This is a genomic window from Shinella sp. GW821-FHT10F02 (assembly GCF_058809275.1).
The window spans coordinates 438,637-461,126 of the sequence record NZ_JBXASL010000001.1 but is presented as its reverse complement, the minus strand read 5'-3'; the positions used below and the strand labels follow the sequence as shown (position 1 = coordinate 461,126).

18 protein-coding genes are annotated in these 22,490 nt (G+C 65.0%); 16 read left to right on the top strand and 2 right to left on the bottom strand.

What is annotated here, in order from left to right; all coding sequences use genetic code 11:
• Window positions 1-586: 586 nt before the first annotated feature.
• The 4 genes from AC1RWL_RS02100 to AC1RWL_RS02085 are packed head-to-tail and all read left to right on the top strand — an operon-like array spanning window position 587 to window position 7,470.
• Window positions 587-2,374: an IucA/IucC family protein gene (locus AC1RWL_RS02100; RefSeq protein WP_493093468.1), complete on the top strand. Its 1,788-nt coding sequence runs from the start codon at window positions 587-589 to the stop codon at window positions 2,372-2,374.
• The gene (locus tag AC1RWL_RS02095; protein ID WP_493093469.1) at window positions 2,358-5,345 is read left to right on the top strand and encodes an IucA/IucC family protein; all 2,988 of its coding nucleotides are present in this window, start codon (window positions 2,358-2,360) and stop codon (window positions 5,343-5,345) included. The genes AC1RWL_RS02100 and AC1RWL_RS02095 overlap by 17 nt, the downstream gene beginning before the upstream one ends.
• Entirely contained in the window at window positions 5,342-6,637 is a 1,296-nt protein-coding gene (locus AC1RWL_RS02090) for a DUF6005 family protein (RefSeq protein WP_493093470.1), read from the top strand. The genes AC1RWL_RS02095 and AC1RWL_RS02090 overlap by 4 nt, the downstream gene beginning before the upstream one ends.
• The gene (locus AC1RWL_RS02085; protein ID WP_493093471.1) at window positions 6,634-7,470 is read left to right on the top strand and encodes a sugar phosphate isomerase/epimerase family protein; all 837 of its coding nucleotides are present in this window, start codon (window positions 6,634-6,636) and stop codon (window positions 7,468-7,470) included. Before AC1RWL_RS02090 ends, AC1RWL_RS02085 begins: the two co-directional genes overlap by 4 nt.
• A gap of 11 nt (window positions 7,471-7,481) precedes the next feature.
• Here the strand turns inward: AC1RWL_RS02085 and AC1RWL_RS02080 are convergent, their stop codons facing one another.
• Entirely contained in the window at window positions 7,482-7,832 is a 351-nt protein-coding gene (locus AC1RWL_RS02080) for an ethanolamine utilization protein (protein WP_493093472.1), read from the bottom strand.
• Window positions 7,833-7,986: 154 nt separating this feature from the next.
• On the opposite strand from AC1RWL_RS02080, the gene AC1RWL_RS02075 reads away from it, so the two are divergent.
• From AC1RWL_RS02075 to AC1RWL_RS02055, 5 genes are read left to right on the top strand one after another with little or no spacing between them, the layout of a single operon-like run.
• Window positions 7,987-10,401: a glucan 1,4-alpha-glucosidase gene (locus AC1RWL_RS02075; protein ID WP_493093473.1), complete on the top strand. Its 2,415-nt coding sequence runs from the start codon at window positions 7,987-7,989 to the stop codon at window positions 10,399-10,401.
• Between the two features lie 51 nt (window positions 10,402-10,452).
• Window positions 10,453-11,454, top strand: coding sequence for a phosphogluconate dehydrogenase (NAD(+)-dependent, decarboxylating) (gnd, locus tag AC1RWL_RS02070; protein WP_493093474.1), 1,002 nt, complete (start codon window positions 10,453-10,455; stop codon window positions 11,452-11,454).
• Window positions 11,455-11,468: 14 nt separating this feature from the next.
• Window positions 11,469-12,146 (top strand): ROK family protein, encoded by a 678-nt coding sequence (locus AC1RWL_RS02065; RefSeq protein ID WP_493093852.1) that lies wholly within the window; start codon window positions 11,469-11,471, stop codon window positions 12,144-12,146.
• Between the two features lie 33 nt (window positions 12,147-12,179).
• A complete protein-coding gene (locus AC1RWL_RS02060; RefSeq protein WP_493093475.1) occupies window positions 12,180-13,469 on the top strand; it encodes a glucoamylase family protein in 1,290 nt (429 codons plus the stop codon).
• Window positions 13,470-13,471: 2 nt separating this feature from the next.
• Window positions 13,472-14,977, top strand: a complete 1,506-nt coding sequence (locus AC1RWL_RS02055) for a mercuric reductase (RefSeq protein ID WP_493093476.1) — start codon at window positions 13,472-13,474, stop codon at window positions 14,975-14,977.
• 9 nt (window positions 14,978-14,986) lie between these two features.
• Here AC1RWL_RS02055 and AC1RWL_RS02050 read toward each other — a convergent pair whose 3' ends face one another.
• Window positions 14,987-16,723: an ABC transporter ATP-binding protein/permease gene (locus AC1RWL_RS02050; protein ID WP_493093477.1), complete on the bottom strand. Its 1,737-nt coding sequence runs from the start codon at window positions 16,721-16,723 to the stop codon at window positions 14,987-14,989.
• 376 nt (window positions 16,724-17,099) lie between these two features.
• Between AC1RWL_RS02050 and AC1RWL_RS02045 the strand changes: the two genes are divergently transcribed.
• From AC1RWL_RS02045 to AC1RWL_RS02015, 7 genes are all read left to right on the top strand, one after another.
• On the top strand, window positions 17,100-18,368 hold the full coding sequence (locus AC1RWL_RS02045; protein WP_493093478.1) for an SfnB family sulfur acquisition oxidoreductase: 1,269 nt from the start codon (window positions 17,100-17,102) through the stop codon (window positions 18,366-18,368).
• Between the two features lie 64 nt (window positions 18,369-18,432).
• A complete protein-coding gene (locus tag AC1RWL_RS02040; protein ID WP_493093479.1) occupies window positions 18,433-18,834 on the top strand; it encodes a RidA family protein in 402 nt (133 codons plus the stop codon).
• A 139-nt stretch (window positions 18,835-18,973) separates the two neighbouring features.
• Window positions 18,974-19,411 (top strand): PPC domain-containing DNA-binding protein, encoded by a 438-nt coding sequence (locus tag AC1RWL_RS02035; RefSeq protein ID WP_493093480.1) that lies wholly within the window; start codon window positions 18,974-18,976, stop codon window positions 19,409-19,411.
• Window positions 19,412-19,481: 70 nt separating this feature from the next.
• Entirely contained in the window at window positions 19,482-20,078 is a 597-nt protein-coding gene (locus AC1RWL_RS02030) for a hypothetical protein (RefSeq protein WP_439623437.1), read from the top strand.
• A complete protein-coding gene (locus AC1RWL_RS02025; RefSeq protein WP_493093481.1) occupies window positions 20,078-20,845 on the top strand; it encodes an energy-coupling factor transporter transmembrane component T family protein in 768 nt (255 codons plus the stop codon). Before AC1RWL_RS02030 ends, AC1RWL_RS02025 begins: the two co-directional genes overlap by 1 nt.
• A complete protein-coding gene (locus AC1RWL_RS02020) occupies window positions 20,842-21,657 on the top strand; it encodes an energy-coupling factor ABC transporter ATP-binding protein (RefSeq protein WP_493093482.1) in 816 nt (271 codons plus the stop codon). Before AC1RWL_RS02025 ends, AC1RWL_RS02020 begins: the two co-directional genes overlap by 4 nt.
• A complete protein-coding gene (locus tag AC1RWL_RS02015) occupies window positions 21,651-22,412 on the top strand; it encodes an energy-coupling factor ABC transporter ATP-binding protein (protein WP_493093483.1) in 762 nt (253 codons plus the stop codon). The genes AC1RWL_RS02020 and AC1RWL_RS02015 overlap by 7 nt, the downstream gene beginning before the upstream one ends.
• The last annotated feature ends 78 nt before the right edge of the window (window positions 22,413-22,490 follow it).

Here is a 22,490-nt window from a genome sequence, read left to right as displayed (position 1 = left end):
CTGATACAGGCAGCCGATGAGCCCTGCACCGATCAAAACCCGCAACCGGGCTTTTGAAGAGGCTTTTTCCCGACGCAGCACCGCTTTGCTGCCACCCGTGCTCCAAACCATTTCACGATCCCCATCACGGCATTTCACATAAATGTGATAACTAGACTAAAACTCTCATCTTTGTCCATGCCGCCAGGAGGTTTGCGCTCTCATTTCTTGAGCAACGCATTCAACTTCTATCGTCAGCCAAGGCGTCGCCCGCGCAAACCATGCGCTAATCCACCAAAATGGAGGCGCGCCGACCCGCTAAAACTGTTTTCGCTTCCGCATGAAAAAAATTGGGAGGTTCGTCGTCTTACGATCTGTGCGCCGATGGCGAAGCGGTTTCAGTTAACAGCCGGAGGGAAGATGCGTTCACGCTCGACCGACCAAGAACCACGCGAAACGAATAGCCACGCCCGGGATTATCGCGTCTCCACGCGCGTCCACGTTCCCCATACGACCGCCCAGGGCCTTGCCGCGCCGCCTGCCTAGCCGATGAACCTTTCCGGCACCCTTCCCGCCATGGCCATCCTGTAAACAGACCAGGTGAAGCATGCATACCACCCAGTTGATCGCTGAAAGGGCAACCTTCCAGAGTTTTGCCAACTGCTATCTGCGCGAAATCAATCCCGGCATGGCCGTCCGCCATGTCGACGGCGACGGCCGCACCGTCGAGGGCATCGAGTGGACGCTGGCGGCGGCACGCATTATCCTGCGCGCCGAGATCACCTCGCGCTCGGCCTGCGGCCCCTGCCATTTCGGCACGCTGTGGACCCGGCCAGTGACCGATCCGCAATGGCGCAGCGTCGAACCGATGAGCGCCCTGCCCTGGCTGGTGCAGGACGCCTGCCGCCTTTTCGAGGGCAGCCAGCGCGAAAGCGCACGGGCCTATGAACTCGGCCTCATGCTGCGCGTGCTGCAAAGCTACCAGCACACGGCGGAGAACATCGAGGTCGCGCGGCCGCTTTCGGCCGATCGTTTCACCTTCCTGGAGGCCGAACAGTCCATCGTCTACGGCCACTGGCTGCACCCGACGCCGAAAAGCCGCCAAGGCATGACCTTCTGGCAGCAGGAGACCTATGCGCCGGAATATTCCGGACGTTTTCGCCTCAGCTATTTCGCCGCCTCCGATCATCTCGTCCGCCAGGACAGCGCGCGGGCGCAGACGGCCGCGGCCATCGTGCGCTCGCTGGTACCGGCCGGCCTTGCGGAGGAGCGGCTGCGACCGGGCGAAACGCTGGTGCCCATGCATCCGCTTCAGGCCGACGCGCTGATGCTCGATCCGGACATCCCGGGGCTGATCGAAAGCGGCAGCCTGCGGGCGCTGGGCAGTTTCGGGCCAGCTTTTTCCGCCACCTCGTCGGTGCGCACCGTCTATAGCCCGGACCATCCCTGGATGCTGAAATTCTCGTTGCCGGTGCGCATCACCAATTCGCTGCGCATCAACCGCCGGCACGAGCTGGAGGCGGGTGTCGCGATCGCCAAACTGGTCGACCGGGCCGGCATCGCGGCGCGCTACGGTACGTTCGGTATCATCCAGGATCCGGCCTATATCACGCTCGATTTGCCGGGCCGCGAGGAAAGCGGCTTCGAGATCATCCTGCGCGAAAACCCGTTCGTGCAAGGTCGCGACAAGGGCATCGCGACGATTGCGGCGCTGACCGCCGATCCCCTGCCCGGCCAGGCCTCGCTTCTCTCGCAAATCGTGCATCGGCTGGCGGACGCGACGACGCAAAGTCTCTCCCGCGTCGCCACGATCTGGTTCGAGCGCTACCTCGACCATGCCCTCGAACCGCTGCTGCGCCTCTATGACGACTTCGGCATCGCGCTCGAAGCGCACCAGCAGAACAGCCTTGTCGACGTCTCCACCGGCTTTCCCTCCGCCTTCTACTACCGCGATAACCAGGGCTTCTACCTCGCCGAAAGCCATCGTGCGTCCCTTGCCGCCCTGGTGCCCGAGACGGAGCGCATCGACGGCCTCTATTTCGACGAGGCCGAAATCCGCGACCGTTTCGCCTATTACGCCATCGTCAACCAGATCTTCTCCATCATCAGCCGCATGGGCCATGACGGGCTGGCGGACGAGGAAGCGCTGCTTTCGCTGCTGCGCCGTCGGCTCGCAACGCTTGCGCTGGTCATGACCGGCGCCGGGCGGCGCTTTGCCGAAAGCCTGCTCCACGCACCAACCATCGCCTCCAAAGCGAATCTCCGGGCGCGGCTCTTCGGCGTCGACGAGCTTCAGGCGCACGATACGAGCTCGCTCTACCGCCGTATCAGCAATCCATTGTGGGACGGCGAACAGGCCGCGATCGAGAGGCAGGTCCATGCCATTGCCTCTTGAGAACCCGGCTGCGCCACGCGACCGCGTGCTGCGCCAGCTTGTCGCTGCGCTGATTTTCGAACGGCTGGTGACGATCGAAGACGCAGGAAGCCGGCTGACGTGGCAGCTCGGCGGACGGGACTACCGTTGCCGCGGCCACATCGGCCCCTTCGGGCGTCCGCGCATCGCGCCGGCATCGGTCGAGATGCGCGGAGACGACGGCGCGTGGATGCCCGCCGCCATGGCCGTGCTGCTCGGCGCCCTGCCCGGGCCGGAACGCAACCGACAGAAACTCCTGTCGGAACTGGAGCTGACCGTCTCCTTCGCCACCTGGAACCGGGCCAACATTGCCGCTCGCGACCGCCGCGGCCTCTCCTTCGCCGGCATCGAGGCGGCACTCGACGAGGGTCACCCCTACCATCCCTGCTACAAGGCGCGTGCCGGCTTTTCCTTCGAGGACAACCGCGCCTACGGGCCGGAAGCAGCGCAATCCTTCCAACTTCTCTGGCTGCTCGTCGCCCGCAAGCACTTGCGCCACGCCCTGCCGACGGCGGAGGACGCCTTCTGGAGCCGGGAATTGGGAGAAGAGACGTTCCGCGATCTCCAGACGCGACGCACCGCCCTCGGCCTTTCGCAAGAGGGTTTCGGCCTCGTCCCCATCCACCCCTGGCAATGGCAGCACCTGAAGGACGACCTCCTGGCCGAATGGCTGGCCAAGGGCGAGGTGCATATGCTGGGGCCGGCGGGCGACCGCTATCTCGCCAGCCAGTCGATCCGCTCGTTGCACAATCTCGACGCCCCGCACCGGGCGAGCGTCAAGCTCTCGCTCGGCATCGTCAACACCTCGTCGCGCCGCATCCTGACGCCGCATTCTGTCTGCACCGCGCCGGTGATTTCGGACTGGATCGGCCGCGTCGTCGCGGGCGATCCGCTCTTCGCGGAGCGCTATCCGCTGACGATCCTGAAGGAATATGCCGGCCTCATCGCCGACCGGCACGGGCCGCTTGCCGGCGAGATCGCGACGATCTGGCGCGACAGCGCGGAGGCGACGCTTGCGCCCGGCGAGGCCATCGTGCCCTTCAATGCGCTTGCCGTCTTCGAGGCGGATGGCAAACCGTTCATCGCGCCGTGGCTTGCCCGATACGGCCTTTCTGCCTGGTTCGAACGGCTGGTCGAGGTCGCCGTGCTGCCGGTCTGGCATCTGCTCGTCTGCCACGGCATCGCCGTGGAGACCCATGCGCAGAACATGCTGCTCGTCCACCGCGACGGATGGCCGGTGCGCCTCATCCTGCGCGATTTCCACGAGAGCATGGAATATGCCCGGCATTTCCTGCGCGAGCCGCATCTGGAGCCTGACTTTCCGGCGATAGATGCGGAATATGCGACGGCCAAGCCCGACGATTTCTACTGGACCGAGCAGCTCGACATGCTGCGCATGCTGGTGACGGACACGCTCTTCGTCCACAACCTTACCGACCTCACGCATCTGGTCGAAACGGCCTTCGGCACGCCCGAAGCCGCGCTCTGGGACAAGATCGGCCGGCGGCTCGAAACCTATGCCACCGAACACGGCCTTGCCGCCCGGCAGGCCCGGCTTGGCCACGTCGCGGCAAGCATCCGCACGGAATCGCTCGTCACGCGAAAGCTCTTCGCCGCCGCGCCCGAATATCACCACGACATTCCCAATCCCTTCGCCCCCGCCCGGGCGAGGAAAGGAGACCTCATGCTGCAAATCGACGACCGCGCCTATGAGCGTAACGCGTTCGAGACCCTCGTCGACGCCATGGCCGAGGCTGCCGGGCTCGACCGCGAACCCATCGGCCGCCTCGCCGTCTGCTTCCCGGAAACGGCCGACTGGCTGGCGCTGTTCTTCGCGATCCGCGCCCGGGGCGGCAGCGTGCTGCCCATCCATCCCGGCACGCCCTATGCCGCCGCGCTGAAACTCGCGCAGAATGCCGGCTGCGACCGGCTCTACTATAACAGCGTGACGCCCGAGAAGCTTGCCGACACCGTCACCTCCGACGGCGAGCTCCTGCAAATGAGCTCCGGCACGACAGGCGCGCCAAAATGCATCGCGCGCAGCTGGGCGGAGATCGACGCCGAGGTGGAGACCTATGTGCGCGCATTCCGCGAGCCCGAGGACATGACGCCGGTCGTCGCCTGCCCGACCACCCATTCCTACGGCCTCATCTGCGGCATCCTCGTCGCGCTGAAGCGCGGCCAGGCGCCCGTCGTCGTCAACACGGCAAACCCGAAATACCTGCTGCGGCGCCTGCGCGAGACCGAGCGTCCGCTGCTCTATTCCTCCCCCGCGATCCTGCACACGCTGGCGCGGCTGACGCCGGAAGGTGAGAAGATGCATGCGCTGATGACCTCGGGCACGCTCTTGCCCGACGCCTGGTTCACGGCGATCCGGTCGAAGACCACGCATATGTTCCAGCAATATGGCTGCTCGGAATCAGGCTGCATCGCCATCAACCCCGACCTCACCGCCGCGGGCGACATGGGTTACGTGCTGCCGCATCTCGCCCTTGAAACCGGCACCGGCATCGACGCGCCCGGCGAGATCGTGGTCACCGGCGGCGGCAAGCGCATCGAGACGCGCGACCTCGGCTATCGCCGGGCCGACGGCATGCTCGTCTTCATCTCCCGCCTCGACGACATGATCAACGTGTCCGGCCTCAACGTCTATCCGAAGGATGTCGAGGATGCGGTGATGGTCATGCCCGACGTCACCGATGCCGTCGCCTTCCGCCGCGAGGATCGCTTTGCCGGCGAACGGGTCGGCCTGCTGTTTTCCGCCAGCAAGGACGTGGCACCGAATGCGGTGCGCGCCTGGTGCGCCGAGCGCCTCGCCGGCCACCAGCTGCCGACCGAAATCCTCCAGGTGCCCGCCGTGCCGCGCCAGGCGAACGGCAAGATCAGCCGCCGCGACGTGGCGGCACGTTTTGCGGCCGGCGAATTCACCCCGAACAAGGAGGCCGCCGAATGAGCGAGGCCGATATCATCGCCGCCATCCGCACGGTGCTTGCCGAGCACATGGCGCATCCGCACATGCAGGCCTTCGCGCCCGATGCCAGGCTCAACGAGGATCTCTATCTCGATTCCGTGCTGGTGCTGCAGATCTTCCTCAACCTCGAACTGGAATTCGGCGTCAGCGTGCCGGAGGAAATCATCAACCGGCAGGATATTTCGACCGTCGCCGATCTCGCCGCCCTGCTCGCCCGTGGTTCGGCGCCTGCCGCACCGACCGTCACCACCGGCGAAGGCGTGCATGGCGAGCTCGATTACGACATCAAGGTCCATTGCTTCGTGAGCTGCGTCTGCGACGGCCTGAAACGCCGCGGGATTGACCACCGGCCCTACTATTTCGGCATCTGGGATACGGAATTCGCCGTCAGCGACCGCCACCAGATCCTCTACCACGCCCCCGGCATCACCCAGGATTTCTTCCACCGCTGGTACGAACGCCTCTACGGCGTCACGGTCGAAGACTGGTACGACCATGCGAAATCCAAGGACGAGAACGTCGCGACCCTGCTGGACCGTATCGAGAACCGGCCAGTCGCCGGCAGCGTGATGGTGATGCTCGACATGTTCCACCTGCCGGAGCGCGAGAACAAGTTCAACCAGAACCCCTTCCCGCACTTCCTGATGTTGGAGAAACACGAGGACCCCTCGCTGTTCCGCGTGCTGGACCCGGATTATCGCTGGGAGGGCGAGATCGCCCGAGACACCGTGCTAAACGCCGTGCGCCAGCCGACGGCCGCCGGCGGTTACGCCTTTGATTCCAGCGCGGCCCGGCCGCCGGAAGACGCCGATGTGCGCGACTATTTCGAGGCCTGCTTCAAGCCGCACGCGAACCCGCTTGCCGATCGCCTGCGCGAGATCGTTCGCGCGCATCTGACGGGAAAGAGCGGCCTGACGCTCGCCGACCTGCCGCTTGCCGTGCGCGAACTGCCGATCATCACCATCCGCAAATATGCCTATGAGCACGGTTTCGCCTATTTCTGGCGCGCGCTGAAGCTGCCGGCGGCAGAATTCGACCCGTGGTGCGACGAGATCGAGACGCTGATCCAGCTCCTGAAGTCGCTGCACTATGATTGCATGAAGCTCGGCCAGACGGCCGACCCGGCGCTCTCCGCCGCCGTCCTCAAGCGCATCGACGAGGCCGACGCGCAGGAATTCAAGCTTAAGCACAAGCTCGCCGAAATCTTCGACCTCTGGCGCGCCGCGCGCTTTCCCGCCGATGTTCACCGCCAAGCCCTGAAGGTGGCCCAATGAGACTTTCGCTCTGCACGATCACCTTCCGTCACCACCTGATCTCGCTCGACGAAATCGCCGCCTTCGCCCGCACCAATGGTTTTGACGGCATCGAACTCTGGGGCGTGCACGCCCGCAGCCTGGAACACCGCACCGACCGCGACGGCGAGTGGCTGGCGGGGCTCGGGCTCAACGTGCCCATGCTCAGCGACTACCTGCCGCTGGAGGCCGATCCGGTCGAGCTGCGCCGGCGCATGTTCGCGCTCATCCGCCTCGCCCGCCGCTGGCAGGCACGAAAGATCCGCACCTTTGCCGGCAGCAAGGGCAGTGCCGCCACCAGCGAGGACGAACGCCGCCTGATCGCGACGAGGCTTCGCGAGCTTTCGGCACTCGCCGACGATCACGGCCTGTCGCTGCTGGCCGAGACCCATCCGAACACGATCGCCGATTGCGGCGCCTCGACCCTGCGGCTGATCGAGGAGGTCGGCCATGACGCCTTCGGCATCAATTTCGATACTTTGCATGTCTGGGAGGGCGGCGACGACCCCGTGGCCTTCCACCGCACGATCCGCCCGCATGTGCGCCACTACCACTTCAAGAACATTCGTGCGCGCAACGATCTCGCGGTCTTCGAGCCAGCCAATGTCTATTTCCCGGCGGGCCGGCGCGAGGGCATGACACGGCTTTTCGAAGGCACCGTCGACTACCAGCCCTTCCTGGAGGAGATTTCGGGCGACGACACCGTCGAGGCGTCGCTGGAATGGTTCGGCGCCGATTGCATGGAGGTGCTGCGCCATGACCGCCGGGTGCTGGCGGAAACCGCCGCCCCCGGCCTGAGATTGCGGGCAAGCTAGCCGATGCACCCTTATTCATGCGCCTCCGCCCAATGGGGATATGTCACATAGGCGGTGAGCGCGCCCTCTCCGTCTGTCGTGATGGTCACCGCCTCGCCCTTGGGCATGTAGACAATCTCCCCTGGCCCCGCCGTGACCGTGCCGGCGCCGGTGGAAACGGCAAGCCGCCCTTCCAGAACGATCATGACGTCATCGACGGCCATCGTCTCGGTGAGGGTCTGGCCGGGCGCATAGCGGCCATAGCCGACGGTGATCGGCCCGCCGTGCCTCTCATCCACCAGGTTCCCGACGAATATATCCGCATCCTGTCCCGGTGATCGAACCAGGGTCGCGTCGGCAATACTGAACTTCTGAACCTTCATCGTTCTCTCCCTTTGTCTCTTGGGAGGTAGTGCAGCTGATGAGCGCGCCAAGGCCATTGCCACAGGCACCGTTGCCGTCGCGGCGAAAACGCGACATAACTCGGGTTGCCAGACCTCCGCCCGTCAGGTTGCGGTGGCAAAGGGTGGAGGAACGTTGGAGAAGCCCGTCAGCGAGGCGCCGGCACCGGGCGCGCCGGGGATTGCCGCCCGATGGACGTCCAGCGCGAAGAGCGGCGTCGGCACGGCCCTTTCGGCTGCTTCGCGCACCTGGTTCACCGTCAGCCACGGCATCCTCAACGAAGTCTATCATCCGCGCCTGGATCATGCCTGCACGCGCGATCTCGGCCTGATCGTCACGCGGGACGATGGCTATTTCTCCGAGGAGAAGCGCCACACCACGCATGATGTCGCCTGGTTCCAGGATGGCGTTCCCGCCTTCCACCTGACCAATACCGCGCTCGACGGCGCCTACCGGATCGAAAAGCGCGTTCTCGTCGATCCGCAGCGGCCGACCGTTCTGCAAAAGACCCACTTCACGCCGCTGGCCGGAAAGGCTGGCGACTACCGGGTGTATGCGCTACTGGCGCCGCATCTCGTCAACGCAGGAATGGGCAACTCCGCCTGGATCGGCGCGTACAAAGGCGTGCGTATGCTCTTCGCATCCGGCCGCGGACAATCGCTCGCGCTCGCATGCTCCCTGCCGTGGCGGGAGGCCTCTGCCGACTATGTCGGCGTTTCGGACGGCTGGCGGCGACTGTCGGCGTCGGGACGGCTCGGTCCCCAATACCAAAATGCGACGGACGGGAATGTCGCGCTGACCGGCGAAATTGGCTTTACGGCGGATGACGACGTCGCGGTGGTCGCCCTGTCCTTCGGCCCAACACCGGAGGAAGCGGGCTACAACGCGCTTGCGAGCCTCAACGACGGCTACGAACATGCCGCAACCGCCTATGTGGCGGGGTGGCGCGAGTGGCAGAAGGGGCTTTTGCCGCTCGACGGGCCTGGCCATAAAGGCCCGAACCTCTATCGCACCAGCACCGCCGTGCTCGGCACTCATCGGTCGCTCAGCTTTCCGGGACCGGCCGTTGCAAGCCTCTCGATCCCCTGGGGCTCCAGCAAGGGCGATGACGACCTCGGCGGCTACCATCTCGTCTGGCCGCGGGACCTGGTCGAAACGGCAGGCGGCTTCCTGGCCGCCGGCCTGACGGACGATGCGCTCCAGATCCTCGCCTATCTGCGCACCATACAGGAAGCCGACGGCCACTGGCCGCAAAACGCCTGGCTAGACGGCACGACCTATTGGGACGGCATCCAGATGGACGAGTGCGGCTTCCCCCTGCTGCTTGCCGATGGGCTGCACCGCATGGGCTGCCTTTCGGGCGAAGCGCTGGCGTCCTATCTCCCCATGGTGGAACGCGCCACCGCCTATCTCGTCCGCAACGGGCCGGTCACCGGCGAAGACCGGTGGGAAGAGGACAGCGGCTACTCACCCTTCACGCTCGCCGTGGAAATTGCCGCATTGCTCGCCGCCGCGGACATTCTAGACACCTGCGGCAAGGGGGATGCCGCGCACTTTGCCCGGCAGACCGCCGATTGCTGGAACGACCAGATCGAGAAATGGACCTATGTCCGCGGCACCGGTACCTGCGCCGAACTCGGCGTCGACGGCTATTATGTCCGCATCGCGCCGGCCGATCTCGCGGATGCCGCCTCTCCCAAGGACGGTTTCGTGCCGATCAAGAACCGTCCGCCCGACGACACGGACCGGGCGCCCGACCTGATCGTCAGCCCCGATGTTCTGGCGCTGGTTCGTTTCGGGCTGCGGGCGGCGGATGACCCGCGGATCGTCAACACCGTGATGGTCATCGACGCCCATCTGCGCGCCGACCTCCCGCAGGGGCCGGTCTGGTATCGCTACACCGACGACGGCTACGGCGAGCATGCCAATGGCGACCCCTTCGACGGGACGGGCCAGGGCAGGCCGTGGCCGCTATTGACGGGCGAGCGGGCGCATTACGAACTCGCCGCTGGCCGCCAGCAATCCGCCCTGGACCTGCTGGGGACCTTCGCCGCATCGGCAGGCACCGGCGGGCTTCTGCCCGAGCAGGTCTGGGACGGCGCCGAGATGCCGGAACGGGAATTGCGGCGGGGCGGCCCCTCCGGCAGCGCCATGCCGCTGGTCTGGGCGCATGCGGAATATGTCAAGCTTCTGCGCTCGCTTCGCGACGGCAAGGTTTTCGACATGCCGCCGCAAGGACCGGAACGCTATATCCGGAACAGGACCACCGCGCCCTTCCGGTCCTGGCGCTTCAACAACAAAATCCGCACGATCCCTGAGGGCAAGCTGCTGCGGATCGAACTGCTGGCCGCCGCGAGCGTCCGCTGGAGCGCGGATGGCTGGGCGACCGTGACCGACAGCGCGACGAGCGGCAATGCCTTCGGCATCCATGTCGTCGAAATCCCCACCTCCGGGCTCGCGGAGGGTGCGAGCGTCGAATTCACCTTCCGTTGGGTCGAAACGAGGCGCTGGGAGGGCATGAATTTCGCCATCATCATCGCGCCAGATTAAGACAGACAGGCCTCCGGCGGACACGCCATCTCTTCCAGAAAGGACGTTGCTATGCAGATCGGCATGATGGGTTTGGGACGCATGGGCGCCAACATGGTGCGGCGATTGATGAAGGACGGCCATGAATGCGTGGTCTACGACATCAATCCGGCAGCCGTCGCGGCGCTCGCTTCGGAAGGGGCTATCGGCGCGAACGCGCTGGAAGACTTCGTTGCCAAGCTTTCCAAGCCCGCCTGTGTATGGCTGATGCTGCCCGCCGCGATCACCGGCAGGATCGCCGACCAGGTTGCAGGCCTGATGCAGCCCGGCGACATCATCATCGACGGCGGCAACTCCCACTACCAGGACGCCGTCGACATCGCCGGCAAGCTTGCACCGAAGGACATCAGCTTCGTCGACGTCGGCACCAGCGGCGGCGTCTGGGGTCTCGACCGCGGCTACTGCCTGATGATCGGCGGCCCGGTGGCGGCAGTGCGCCATCTGGACCCCATTTTCGCGAGCCTTGCCCCCGGCGCGGAGGATGGCACGGCGCCCTCGGCGGGCACTGCTGCCTCCGGCTATCTTCATTGCGGACCGAGCGGCGCCGGCCACTTCGTCAAGATGATCCACAACGGCATCGAATACGGCATGATGGCGGCCTATGCCGAAGGCCTCAACATCCTGAAAGCCGCCAATGCCGGCAAGCGCAAGCGCGAGGCGGACGCGGAGACGAGCCCGCTCAAGAACCCGGAATATTATCAGTTCGACATCGACCTCGCCGCCGTCACGGAAGTATGGCGGCATGGCAGCGTGATCGGTTCATGGCTGCTCGACCTGACGGCGGGCGTCCTGAAGGAAGACCCGGCGCTTGCCAAATTCGGCGGACGCGTCTCGGATTCCGGCGAGGGCCGCTGGACGCTGAAAGCGGCAATCGACACGGGCGTGCCGGCGCCGGTGCTCTCTTCGGCGCTTTTCGACCGCTTCAGTTCGCAGGGCGAATCCGAGTTCGCCGACAAGCTCCTGTCCGCCATGCGCTTCGCCTTCGGCGGCCATGTCGAGAAGAAGAAGGACTGATCGCATTGCCGGAGATGACCGAAGATCCGATCGTTCTGTCGATCGACGTCGGCGGATCGCATGTGAAGATCAGGACCAGCGTCGGAGATGAGGAGCGGCGCGTCGAATCCGGCGCCGCCATGACCGCGGTCCAGATGGTGGATGCGGTCAAATCCCTTGCCGAGGGTTGGTCCTATGACGTGGTGTCCATCGGCTATCCGGGGCCGGTCGCGGACAACAGGCCTCTCAAAGATCCGATACATTTGGGCGCCGGCTGGGCGGGCCACGATTTCGCACAGGCCTTCGGCAAGCCGACCAAGGTCATCAACGATGCGTTGATGCAGGCGATCGGCAGCTATGAGGGCGGCCGCATGCTTTTCCTGGGCCTGGGCACGGGGCTTGGAACCGCGATGATCATCGAAAACGTCTGCCATGCGATGGAGGTCGGCCACCTGCCCTATAAGAACGGGAAGACCTTCGAGGACCATGTCGGCGAGCCGGCATTGGAAAAGCGCGGCAAGAAGAAATGGCGCAAGGCGGTGTTCGCGGTAACGGAGCGCCTGCGGGCCGCTCTGCTGCCGGGCTACGTCGTCATCGGCGGCGGCAATGTCGACCATCTCCACGATCTGCCGCCAAATTGCCTGCGTGGTGACAACACCCGTGCCTTCACCGGCGGTTTCCGGATCTGGAAGGACCCTTCCCTGCGCGTGTAACGGTTTTTATTCTTCATTTTCAGGACAGGCTTTATGGACGGCGTGAGGTTACTTTCGGACGAGGCACTGGTCACCCGGCTTCAACGCGCCGCCTTTTCCTATCTGGTCGACTATGCCGACGAGGATACCGGCCTTGTCGCGGACACATCCCGCCCGGGATCGCCCTGCAGCATCGCCGTCGTAGGCTTTGCCCTGTCCTGTTATCCCGTCGCCGTCCGGAACGGGTGGATGTCGCGCGCCGAGGCCGCGGCCCGCACGCTCAAGGTGCTGCGGTTCTTTGCCCTGAGCACGCAAAGCGAGGCGCCCGACGCCACCGGCTACAAGGGGTTCTACTATCACTTTCTCGACATGAGGACGGGCAAGCGCGTGTGGCAATGCGAACTGTCGCTTGTCGACAGCGCACTGCTGATGGCGGGCATCCTCGTGGCAGGGGGCTATTTCGACGGCGGCAACACCGAGGAAAGCGAGATCCGCGACCATGCCGACGCGCTCTACCGCCGGGTCGACTGGCACTGGGCGCAGAATGGAACCGCCGGCCTCTCGCAGGGCTGGAAACCTGAATGCGGATTTCTCCACTATGGCTGGGAAGGCTACAACGAGGCGCTGATCCTGTACGTGCTTGGGTTCGGCTCGCCGACCTTCCCGTTGACGTCCGAGTGCTACGAGACATGGAGCCTGACCTATCAGTGGGAGAACCTCATGGACCGGAACGTGCTCTATTCCGGCCCGCTCTTCACGCATCTCTTTTCGCATGCCTGGATCGACTTTCGCGGTATCCGCGATGCCTTCATGCGCGAGAAGAACAGCGACTATTTCGAGAACACCAAAAGAACGATCGCCATCCATCGCGACTATGGCGAGCGCAATCCCTACGAATTCGCGGGCTATTGCCGTGATTTCTGGGGTGTCACGGCGGGCGATGGCCCATCGGTGCCGGCCTTGCGCCAGAGCGGCAGGGATCGCCGGTTCTACGGCTACATGTCACGCGGCGTGCCCTATGGCCCGGACGACGGCACGATCTCGCCCTGGGCGATGCTGGCAACGCTGCCCTTTGCCCCCGATGCCGCGCTCTCCGGCACCCGCCACCTCCTCGAAACCTATCCGCAGGTCTGCCGAGAAGACCGGTTTTCCAGCGGCTTCAACCCGACGCTGCGCTGCGGTCCGGACGGGTGGCTTTCGGAAGGATGGTACGGGCTCGACCAGGGCCTGCTCGCGATGACGATCGAAAATCACCGCACGGGTCTGATCTGGGAAATCATGCGGCGCTGCACATATGTGCGTGACGGCCTCGCGCGGGCCGGGTTCAAGGGCGGGTGGTTATAGACATGCAAGGCAATGCACCATGGGCAAAGCCCGACGACGGCCTCTTTCTCCGGCGCGTGCGGCCGCGGGACTGGACCAATCCCGAACCGAAAAGCGTCTACGATCTCGTCATCGTCGGCGCCGGGCCGGCGGGCCTGACGGCTGCCGAATGCGCGGCGCGGGGCGGTTTTTCCGTGGCTCTCGTCGAGCGGGAGCGCATGGGCGGAGACTCGCTGAACACGGGGTCCGTGCCGTCGAAGGCGATCATCCGCAGCGCGCTCGCCTATGACCTGATGCGGGAGACCGACGGGTTCGGCGTGCCCATCCCGACCGAACCCGTTCTCGATTTTGCAGCGGTGATGGGGCGCATGCGCCGGATCCGCACGCGGCTTGCGGAATATCATTCGGTCCATGAACTCGCTGCCCTTGGCGTGCATATCTTCTTCGGCGCCGCCCGGTTTGCGGGCGCGAATGCACTCCTCGTCAACGACACCCGCCTGACCTTCAGGAAGGCGCTCATCGCCACGGGTGCGCGACCCAGAATCCCCGATATTCCGGGCCTCGACCGGATGGATTACCGCACGAGCGCGACGATTTTCGACATGACGGCGCTGCCGAAACGTCTCATCGTCATCGGCGGAGGACCGCTCGGCTGCGAACTGGCGCAGGCCTTCTGCCGGCTGGGCTCGCATGTGACGATCGTGCAGAAAAGTCCGAAATTCCTGCCCCGGGAGGGACGCGACGCGGCCGAGATCCTGTCCTGGTCCATGGCGCGCGACGGCATGGACATCCGCCTGAACACCACCGTCGTCGGGGCACGGCGCGAGGGTGACGCCAAGGTGCTGGAGACCCTCAATTACGATTTGAAAGGCGAGATCGTGGCCGATGAAATCCTCGTCTGCGCCGGGCGGTTGCCCAATGTCGAGGACCTCGACCTGGCGGCGGCCGGCGTGGCACTCGATCCCGACTGCGGCATCCGGGTCGACGATTCCCTGTGCAGCAGCAATCCCGACATATACGCCGCCGGCGATGTTTGCCTGCCGCTGAAGTTCACCAATGCCGCGCAATCCTCCGCGCGCATGGCGGTGCAGAATGCGCTGATGCAGGGGCGGCAGCGGCACGACAACTCGGTCATTCCCTGGTGTACGTTCTGCGACCCCGAGATCGCCCATATCGGCCTGCATGTCTGGGAAGCCCGCCGGCAATCGATTCCGATCCGGAGTTACACCGTGATGATGACCGATGTCGACCGCGCCGTCACGGACGGGCAGGAGGCCGGGTTCGTCAAGATCCACGTCGCGGAGGGCAGCGATAAAATCCTTGGCGCGACCATCGTCGCCTCGCGGGCGAGCGAGATGATCAATGAAATGGCGGTCATCATGAGCGCCGGCATCGGCATGAAAGCGCTCGCCGCGGTGGTGCACACCTATCCGGCGCAGTCCGGGGCGATCATGCTCGCGGCGCAGGCCTACCGGCGCGAAGTCGACCGTATGGCCCGGCAGGCCGAGGCCGGAGAGGCATCGGCCTGATCCGCTGGCTTATCCTCCGGCCGTCACCGGCAGGAGCCGCAGGGTGCGCGAAAACAGGTCGACGCGCCCTTCTCCCGTGCCCATCGCGATGATCGCCGCGCTCGCCAGTTCGTCGCGGAAGATGGAGGCGACCCGCTCGCCATTGTCGCCATTGGTCAGGTCGCCGATATCGTCGATCACGATCCAATCTGGATGGTGAAGGAGCAGTTGAGCGATGCTTAGCATCCGGCGCTCATCGTTACCGAACTCGTGTTCCCAGCGGGCCGTGCGATCCAGCGATGGCGACAGGCGCTCAAGCCCCGCCCGTTGCAGGCTGGCCAGGATGTCCTCCGTCGAGTAGGCATCGGCGTCGCGCGGATAACAAAGCGCCGCGCGCAGCGTACCGGCCGGCATGTAGGGATCACGCACCACGAACGCGATGCCACCCTCGCGCGGCAGGCTGATGCTGCCCCTGCCCCAGAACCACAGCCCGGCAATCGTGTGCGTCAAAAGCGTCTTGCCGGCGCCGAGCGCTCCGGTGACGAGCACGCGGTCGCCGGGATGAACCTCGACATGCGGTTCGGACAGCCGCACCGGCCCCGACGGCACATCGATTTCCAGGCCGTCGAAGACAATGACGGGGTCGGGCGACGGGACGAAAGCGATGCGGTCCGCCGTTCCGTCGGCCGTCTCGGCATCCATCAGGGCGAGCCGGAAGGCTGCGACCCGCCCGAGCGTCGCGCGCCAGTCCGCGATCGAGCCGATATTGTCGACGAACCAGCGCAGCGAGGCATGGAACTGGTTGAACGCGCCGACGGCCATCATCAGCCCGCCGAAGGTCATGTCGCCGCCGAAATAGACCGGCGCGGCAATGATGATGGGCGCAACGATCGTCACCCAGCCATAACCCGACGTGACCCAGGCAAGGCGCGTCATCGCGAAGACGATGCGGCGGGTTGCGGCCATGACCGCGGCGAGGTCCCGCTGAAGGCGCCGCGCCTCGTCCACCTCGCCGGAGGCGACCGAGATGGCGGCGAGCTGTTCGTTTACCCGCATCAGCGAAGAGCGCAGGTCCGCCTCGCGCGCATAGCGATCGCCGTTGAGAGCGATCAGCGGGCGGCCGACCATCCAGCTCAGCCATGACGCCGTCCCTGAATAGAGGATCGCGGCCCAGACCATGTAGCCGGGGATCAGGAACGAGTCGCCCCACAGATGGAAGACGAAGCCCGAGGACAGCGCCCAAAGAACGCCGACGAAGCTCAAGAGCAGGACGCCCGCCTGCAACAGGCCGACGCCCAGATCGACCGAGAGATCGCTCAACCGGTGCGCATCCTCGTGCAGCCGCTGGTCGGGATTGATACCGATCTGCCCGCGGCGCGCCACGCGGAAAGCGCGCCCGGGACGAAGCCACTCGTCGATCATGTCGCGCGTCAGCGCTTCCCTGAGCTTCAGGTGCAGCATCTGGTTGAGCCAGAGTTGCGCGACGTTGAGAACGAGCAGCGCGCCGGCGATCTCGAAGAAGACCAGCAACTGGGCGAGGAAGGCCGGCATGTTGCGCTGTTGCAGAGCGTCGTAGAACGGCTGGTTCCAGCGATTGAGGACAATCTGCCCGTAAGCCGTGGCAAGAATGACCACTAGGATGACCGCGGCCAGCAGCACCAGAACGCCGCGAAGCGGCGAGCCGTGGAAGGCGGCCGCCATGGTCGCCAAATATTGCCGAAGACGCGGTTCCTGCGCCGCGTCACGCACCGGATTCAGATCAGCCATGCCTGTCACCGATGTGTCGAGGGGTCGCAAGACCCGCTCCCGCGCGGTTTGCGCCTGTCTCTAGCGAAAGGAAACCTGACTAGACCAAGCCTTGAACGAACCGCGAGGGCGCCACCGGCCTGGATCATCGTTCGAGCTCCTTAAAAACACTGCGGCTAACCTATAGGCCGACATAGGGAGCGTCCATTCAATCGGCAACGTGCCGATGCCGAATTGCCGTCATCTTGATGGAGTCGTGGCACAGCGCCGCGCTTGCCGTCGGCGGATCAACCTTTCGAAGGATTTTTCACAAAGCTGCCTGCCTATAACACATAATATCTATGGATTTTATGTGAAACCTGCAACTTTGACCCCAGACCAACAGGAGAGCTTGGCCATGGGGATTATCGAGAAGCAGCCTATCGACTATACGCAGCATCCGCGCGTGAATTCGGACGACCCGGTTCCGCCGCGGCCGAGGCCGCTGACGCCCGCCCATATCATCAAGAGCGATGACGAGGCTATCGCCGTCGCCAAGCGCCTTGCCGCCGATTTCGCGCCGGGGGCCGCGCTGCGCGACAGGGAAGGCCTGCTTCCGCTGGTGGAAATCGACGCCTATTCCCAGAGCGGGCTCTGGGGGATCAATGTTCCGAAGGCCTATGGCGGTCCGGGTGTGTCCTACAAGACGCTCGCCCGCGTCATCGCGATCCTCGCTGCCGCCGATCCTTCGATCGCCCAGATCACCCAGAACCATCTTGCCATCAACGGCCATATCGACCTCGACGGCACGGAAGAGCAGAAGAAGGAGTTCTTCGGCTGGGTCCTGTCCGGCCTGCGCTTCGGCAATGCCTTTTCGGAACTGAACAGCAAGACCGTCTCCGCCTTCGAGACCCGCGTGACCCATGACGGCGACGAGGCGGTGGTGAACGGAGAGAAGTTCTACACCACCGGCGCCCTGCTCTCGCACATCATCCCGATCGTCGCCGTCGACGCCGACGAGAAGGGCTATCTCGTTTTCACGGAGAGGGACGCGCCGGGCATCACGGTGACGAACAACTGGTCGAGCTTCGGCCAGCGGACCACCGCATCCGGATCGGTCAAGATCGAGAACGTGCGCGTGCCGAAGAGCCGCCTGCTTCCGGTCGCCGCCTTCGACCGGCCGACCATCGCCGGCCCCGTCTCGCAGATCATCCAGGCCGCGATCGACGCGGGCATCGCGCGCGGCGCCATCGAGGATGCGATCGCCTTCATCAAGACGCAAAGCCGGCCATGGATCGACAGCGGCAAGGAGACGGCGGGCGAAGACCCCTTCACGATCGCCGCCATCGGCGACCTGAAGATCAGGCTGCATGCGGCGGAAGCCCTGCTCGGCATTGCGGGCGAAGCCATCGACGTCGGCCTCGAAAACCCGACGGAGGAGACGATTGCCGATGCGACCGTCAAGACCGCCGAGGCCAAGGTGCTGACGACAGAGATCGCGATCCTCGCCACGAACAAGCTGTTCGAACTGGCCGGCACGCGCTCGACGCTCGCCAAGCACAATCTCGACCGCCACTGGCGCAATGCACGGGCGCACACGCTGCATGATCCCGTGCGCTGGAAGTTCTTCCATGTCGGCAATTTCTACCTGAACGGGATCAATCCGCCGCGCCATCCGTGGAGCTGACCATCGACGCGGATGCCGGCCCCTGCGCCGGCATCCGCCTTGCAAGACCCGGGGGATCCTGACCATGCCGACGCCACGCCGCTTCTTCGTCGCCGATGCCGCCCCGCCGCCCGAGACGGCGCGGTATGCCCATGCCGTCGAGGTGGGCGACACGCTCTATGTCACGGGCCAACTGCCGATCGATTCCGACAATCCGAAGGCGCTTCTGCCGCCATCGATCGAGGCCCAGACCGAGCTTGTCTTCCGCAATCTGCTTCGCATTCTCGATGCCGCCGGATACCGGCTGGAAGACACCGCCTTCGCCCGCATCTACCTGTCGCATTTCGAACGAGACTATGCCGGCCTCAATGCGGTCTATCACCGGCATTTCAACGACGAGCGCCTCCCTGCCCGCACCACCGTCGGCGTCGCCGTGCTCGGGCGCAATGCCCTGGTGGAGATCGATCTGGTCGTTGCCAGGGGCTGAAAACCACGAATGCCGACCGGGCGGCAGAACGCTCTTCCTCGCCCGGCACTCCAAATAGTACATATTTTCTATCTATTTTATATGATTTTGCGATGCTGCTGCGGCAACCCGTGAAACAGCTTCTGAGCATGGACCTAAAATGAGCGACTACAGCAACGCCCTTTCGAGCACCGCCCGCTTCTACGCGCTTCGGCTGAAACCCGGCCAGGACGTGGTCGAGGAGCTGCGGAAGTTCGTCAACGCGAACAATCTCAAGGCGGTATCGATCGTTTCGGTCGTCGGCAGCCTCACCAAGGCCCTGCTGCGCTACGCCAATACCGGCGTGTGGAGCGAAATCAGCGGCCATTTCGAGATCGTCTCCCTCGTCGGCACGATCGACGAGAAGGGCGAGCACCTGCACATCTCGCTCTCCGACCGCACAGGCAAGACGACCGGCGCGCACTTCGGCGTGGGCTCGTCCGTCTACACCACGGCCGAAATCACGCTTGCGGAATTCCCCGACCTCTCCTTCCGCCGCGAACTGTGTTCGCTGTCGGGCTGGGAAGAGCTGATCGTCGAAAGCCGGGCGGACGCCTGAACGCATCAAATTCAACCGCGCACCCGCCGGCGGACATCAATCGCGGGTGCGCCATCATCGGGGGATAACGATGACCACAGCAGTAAAGAGCAAATATCTGGACACGAAAGTCCTGGCGCTGATTGCCGTCGCGATCGTGATCAACATCGTCGGCGGGCAGGTGAACGACCTCCTGCACCTGCCGATCTTCCTGGATTCGATCGGCACGATCCTCGTGGCGGTTCTCGCCGGGCCGGTTGCCGGCGGCGTGACGGGCGTGCTCACCAACCTGGTGATCGGCCTGCTGTTCGCCCCGGTCGCGGCGGCCTTTGCGCCGGTGGCGCTGGTCATCGGCGTCGTTGCCGGCCTTCTCGCGCGTGCCGGCTGGTTCAAGGCCATCTGGCAGGCGGCACTTTCCGGCGTCGCCATCGCCGCGGCACTGACGATCGTCGCCGTGCCGATCCGCATCTACCTGTTCGGCGGCGTGACAGGCTCCGGCGCCGATTTCTTCGTTGCCTACCTTTCCAGCGTCGGCCAGACCCTGGTGAGCTCGGTGGCACTCACGGTGTTCGGATCGAACGTCGCAGACAAGGTGCTGTCGGCTCTCCTCGTCTGGGGCCTGGTGCGCCAGCTTCCCGAGCGCCTGACGGCAGGATATGACTACCTGCACTATAGCCGCACCGCCTGATGCAGGCCTTTTTTTCACTGCATAGCCCGGGGAAGAGCCATCTTCACCGGGCAAATCCCATGACGAAACTGCTGCTCGTCGTTTTCTGCGTCGTGACGTCCTTCGTGCCGTCATGGCCCGCACTGTGGCTCCTGACGCTGGGCATCCTGGCGGTTGGCGCCGCGTCCGGCATCGGCCGCACGGTCGTCGTGCGCTACCTCGTCCTGTCGCTGCCCTTCACCTTCGCCGTCTTCGCCTTCCACGGGCTGGTCATGCCGCGCCCGGACTTTCGCCCCGTCTTCGGCTGGCTGCCCTACAGCGCCGCCGGGCTGGACTATGCGGCCCTTGTCGGCGGGCGGATTTCGGTGATGCTGGCGGCCTCGCTTCTCTTCGTGGCGACCACCCATCCGGCCGCGCTGCTGCGGGCCTTCGACGCCGCGCGCTGGCCTCCCGCCCTCTCCTTCCTCCTTGCAAGCCCCCTTCTGCTGCTCGAACAGTTTTCCGCGCGTGCAAACGCCATTCGGGACGCGCAGCAGACACGCGGGCTCGCGATCGGCGGCTCGCTCGCAGCGCGCCTCCAGGCATTGCGCATCCTGCTCGTTCCCCTGCTGACGCTGGCGCTCAGCGACGCCCAGGAGCGGGCACATGTGCTCACCGCGCGGGGATTCCGGGCGCTGCCTTACCGCACCGTCATCGATCCGCCCGCCGACAACGGGTTCGAAAGAACAGTCCGCATCGCGCTTACAGGCACGATGATCCTCGAAATCGCCTATGTGATCCTGCGATGATAGAGGTCCGCGGCCTGCATTTTTCCCACGGCGCGCGAACCGTGCTCGACGACGTTTCGCTCAGCATCGGCACGGGCGAGCGCGTCGCCATTCTCGGCGCGAACGGATCCGGCAAGTCCACGCTCGGCCAGCTGCTCGCCGGGTGGCTGGCGCCCAAGGGCGGATCGGTGCTCTGGCATGGCCGGGCATGGCAGGATCATGCCATCCTCGAACGCGCGAGCGCCGTCCAGCTCGTCGGCCAGATACCGGCCCAGCATCTTTCCGGCCGTGCCTTCACGGTCAGCGAGGAGATCACCTTCGGCCCGGAAAATCTCGGACTGCCGGCCGCGGAGGTCATCGCGCGCCGGGACCGCGTGCTTGCCGCCTGCCGGCTCGAAGCGCTGGCGGACCGCGATCCCTTCACCCTGTCCGGCGGCGAACAGCAGCGCCTGGTGATCGCCGCCTGCCTCGCCTTGAACCCCTCGTTGCTGATCCTCGACGAACCCTTCACCAATCTCGATCCCGAGGCACGGGTGCATCTCAGCGCGGTTTTGGCCGACCTGGAGGAGACGGTGACCCTCGTGCTGCTCGATACGAATACCGACAACGCGCTCGCCATCGCGAAGCGGGTCCTTCTGCTTGCCGAGGGGCGGATCGTGCTCGACAGCGATCCCCGCGCCACCTTGCTGGCTCCCGCCACCACCGAGCTGCTCGGCCTTCCCGCAATCGCCCGCGCCTTCCAGCAAAGGGCGGCGGGCAAGGGCAATCCGGCAGACCTGCCGCTGACGCTGGCGGAAGCAGCGGTCTTGCTGGAGGCGACCGTCCCATGCTGACGCTGAACGACCTGTCTTTTGCCTATCCCTCGCAAGGCCCACTCTTCGCCGGTCTGAACGCCGAGGTCGCGGCCGGCGAGGTTCTTGCGGTCGTCGGGCGGAATGGCGCGGGAAAGAGCACGCTGCTGCGCCTCCTGAACGGCCTCCTGCGCCCGGATACAGGCGAGGTTGCGGTGCGCGGCCGTTCGACCGCCGGTCTGAAAGTCCACGAAAACGCCCGCGATATCGGGACATTGTTCCAGACACCGGAACAGCAGCTTTTCGCAGCCCGCGTCCACGAGGAAGTGGCCTTCGGTCCGAGACAATTGCGGCTCGCCGACGCCGAGGTGAAGAGCCGCGTCGACCAGGCCTTGCAGCAAACGTTCCTCAGCGACCAGGCACAGCGCCATCCGCTCGACCTGTCGATGGCCGAGCGGCGCTTTACCGCGCTTGCATCCATCCTGGCCATGCACCCGGCCGTCCTTTTGCTCGACGAGCCGCAACGCGGCCTCGATCGTCGCTGGACCGAGCGCCTCGAAGCGATCATCGCCAACGAAAGGGAGGCCGGAAAGGCCATCGTGCTGATCTGCCACGACATGGATTTCGTCGACCGCAACGCGCAGAGCGTGCTGGCACTGGGCACCGGCGAGACGCCCGTCGTGCAGGCCGCGGAGGATTTCTTCTCCGACCCCCACCTCCTGCGCCGCGCCCATGTGGATCCGCCCGGCCGCATCCGGCTGGCTTCCCTTGGTCATTTCAACGACATGTTGCGATGAAACCGGTGCGCAGTGATCGATGGCCGTCGAGACGCCATCGCTCGGATGAACTTTCTCCATGTATTATATAAATTAAAT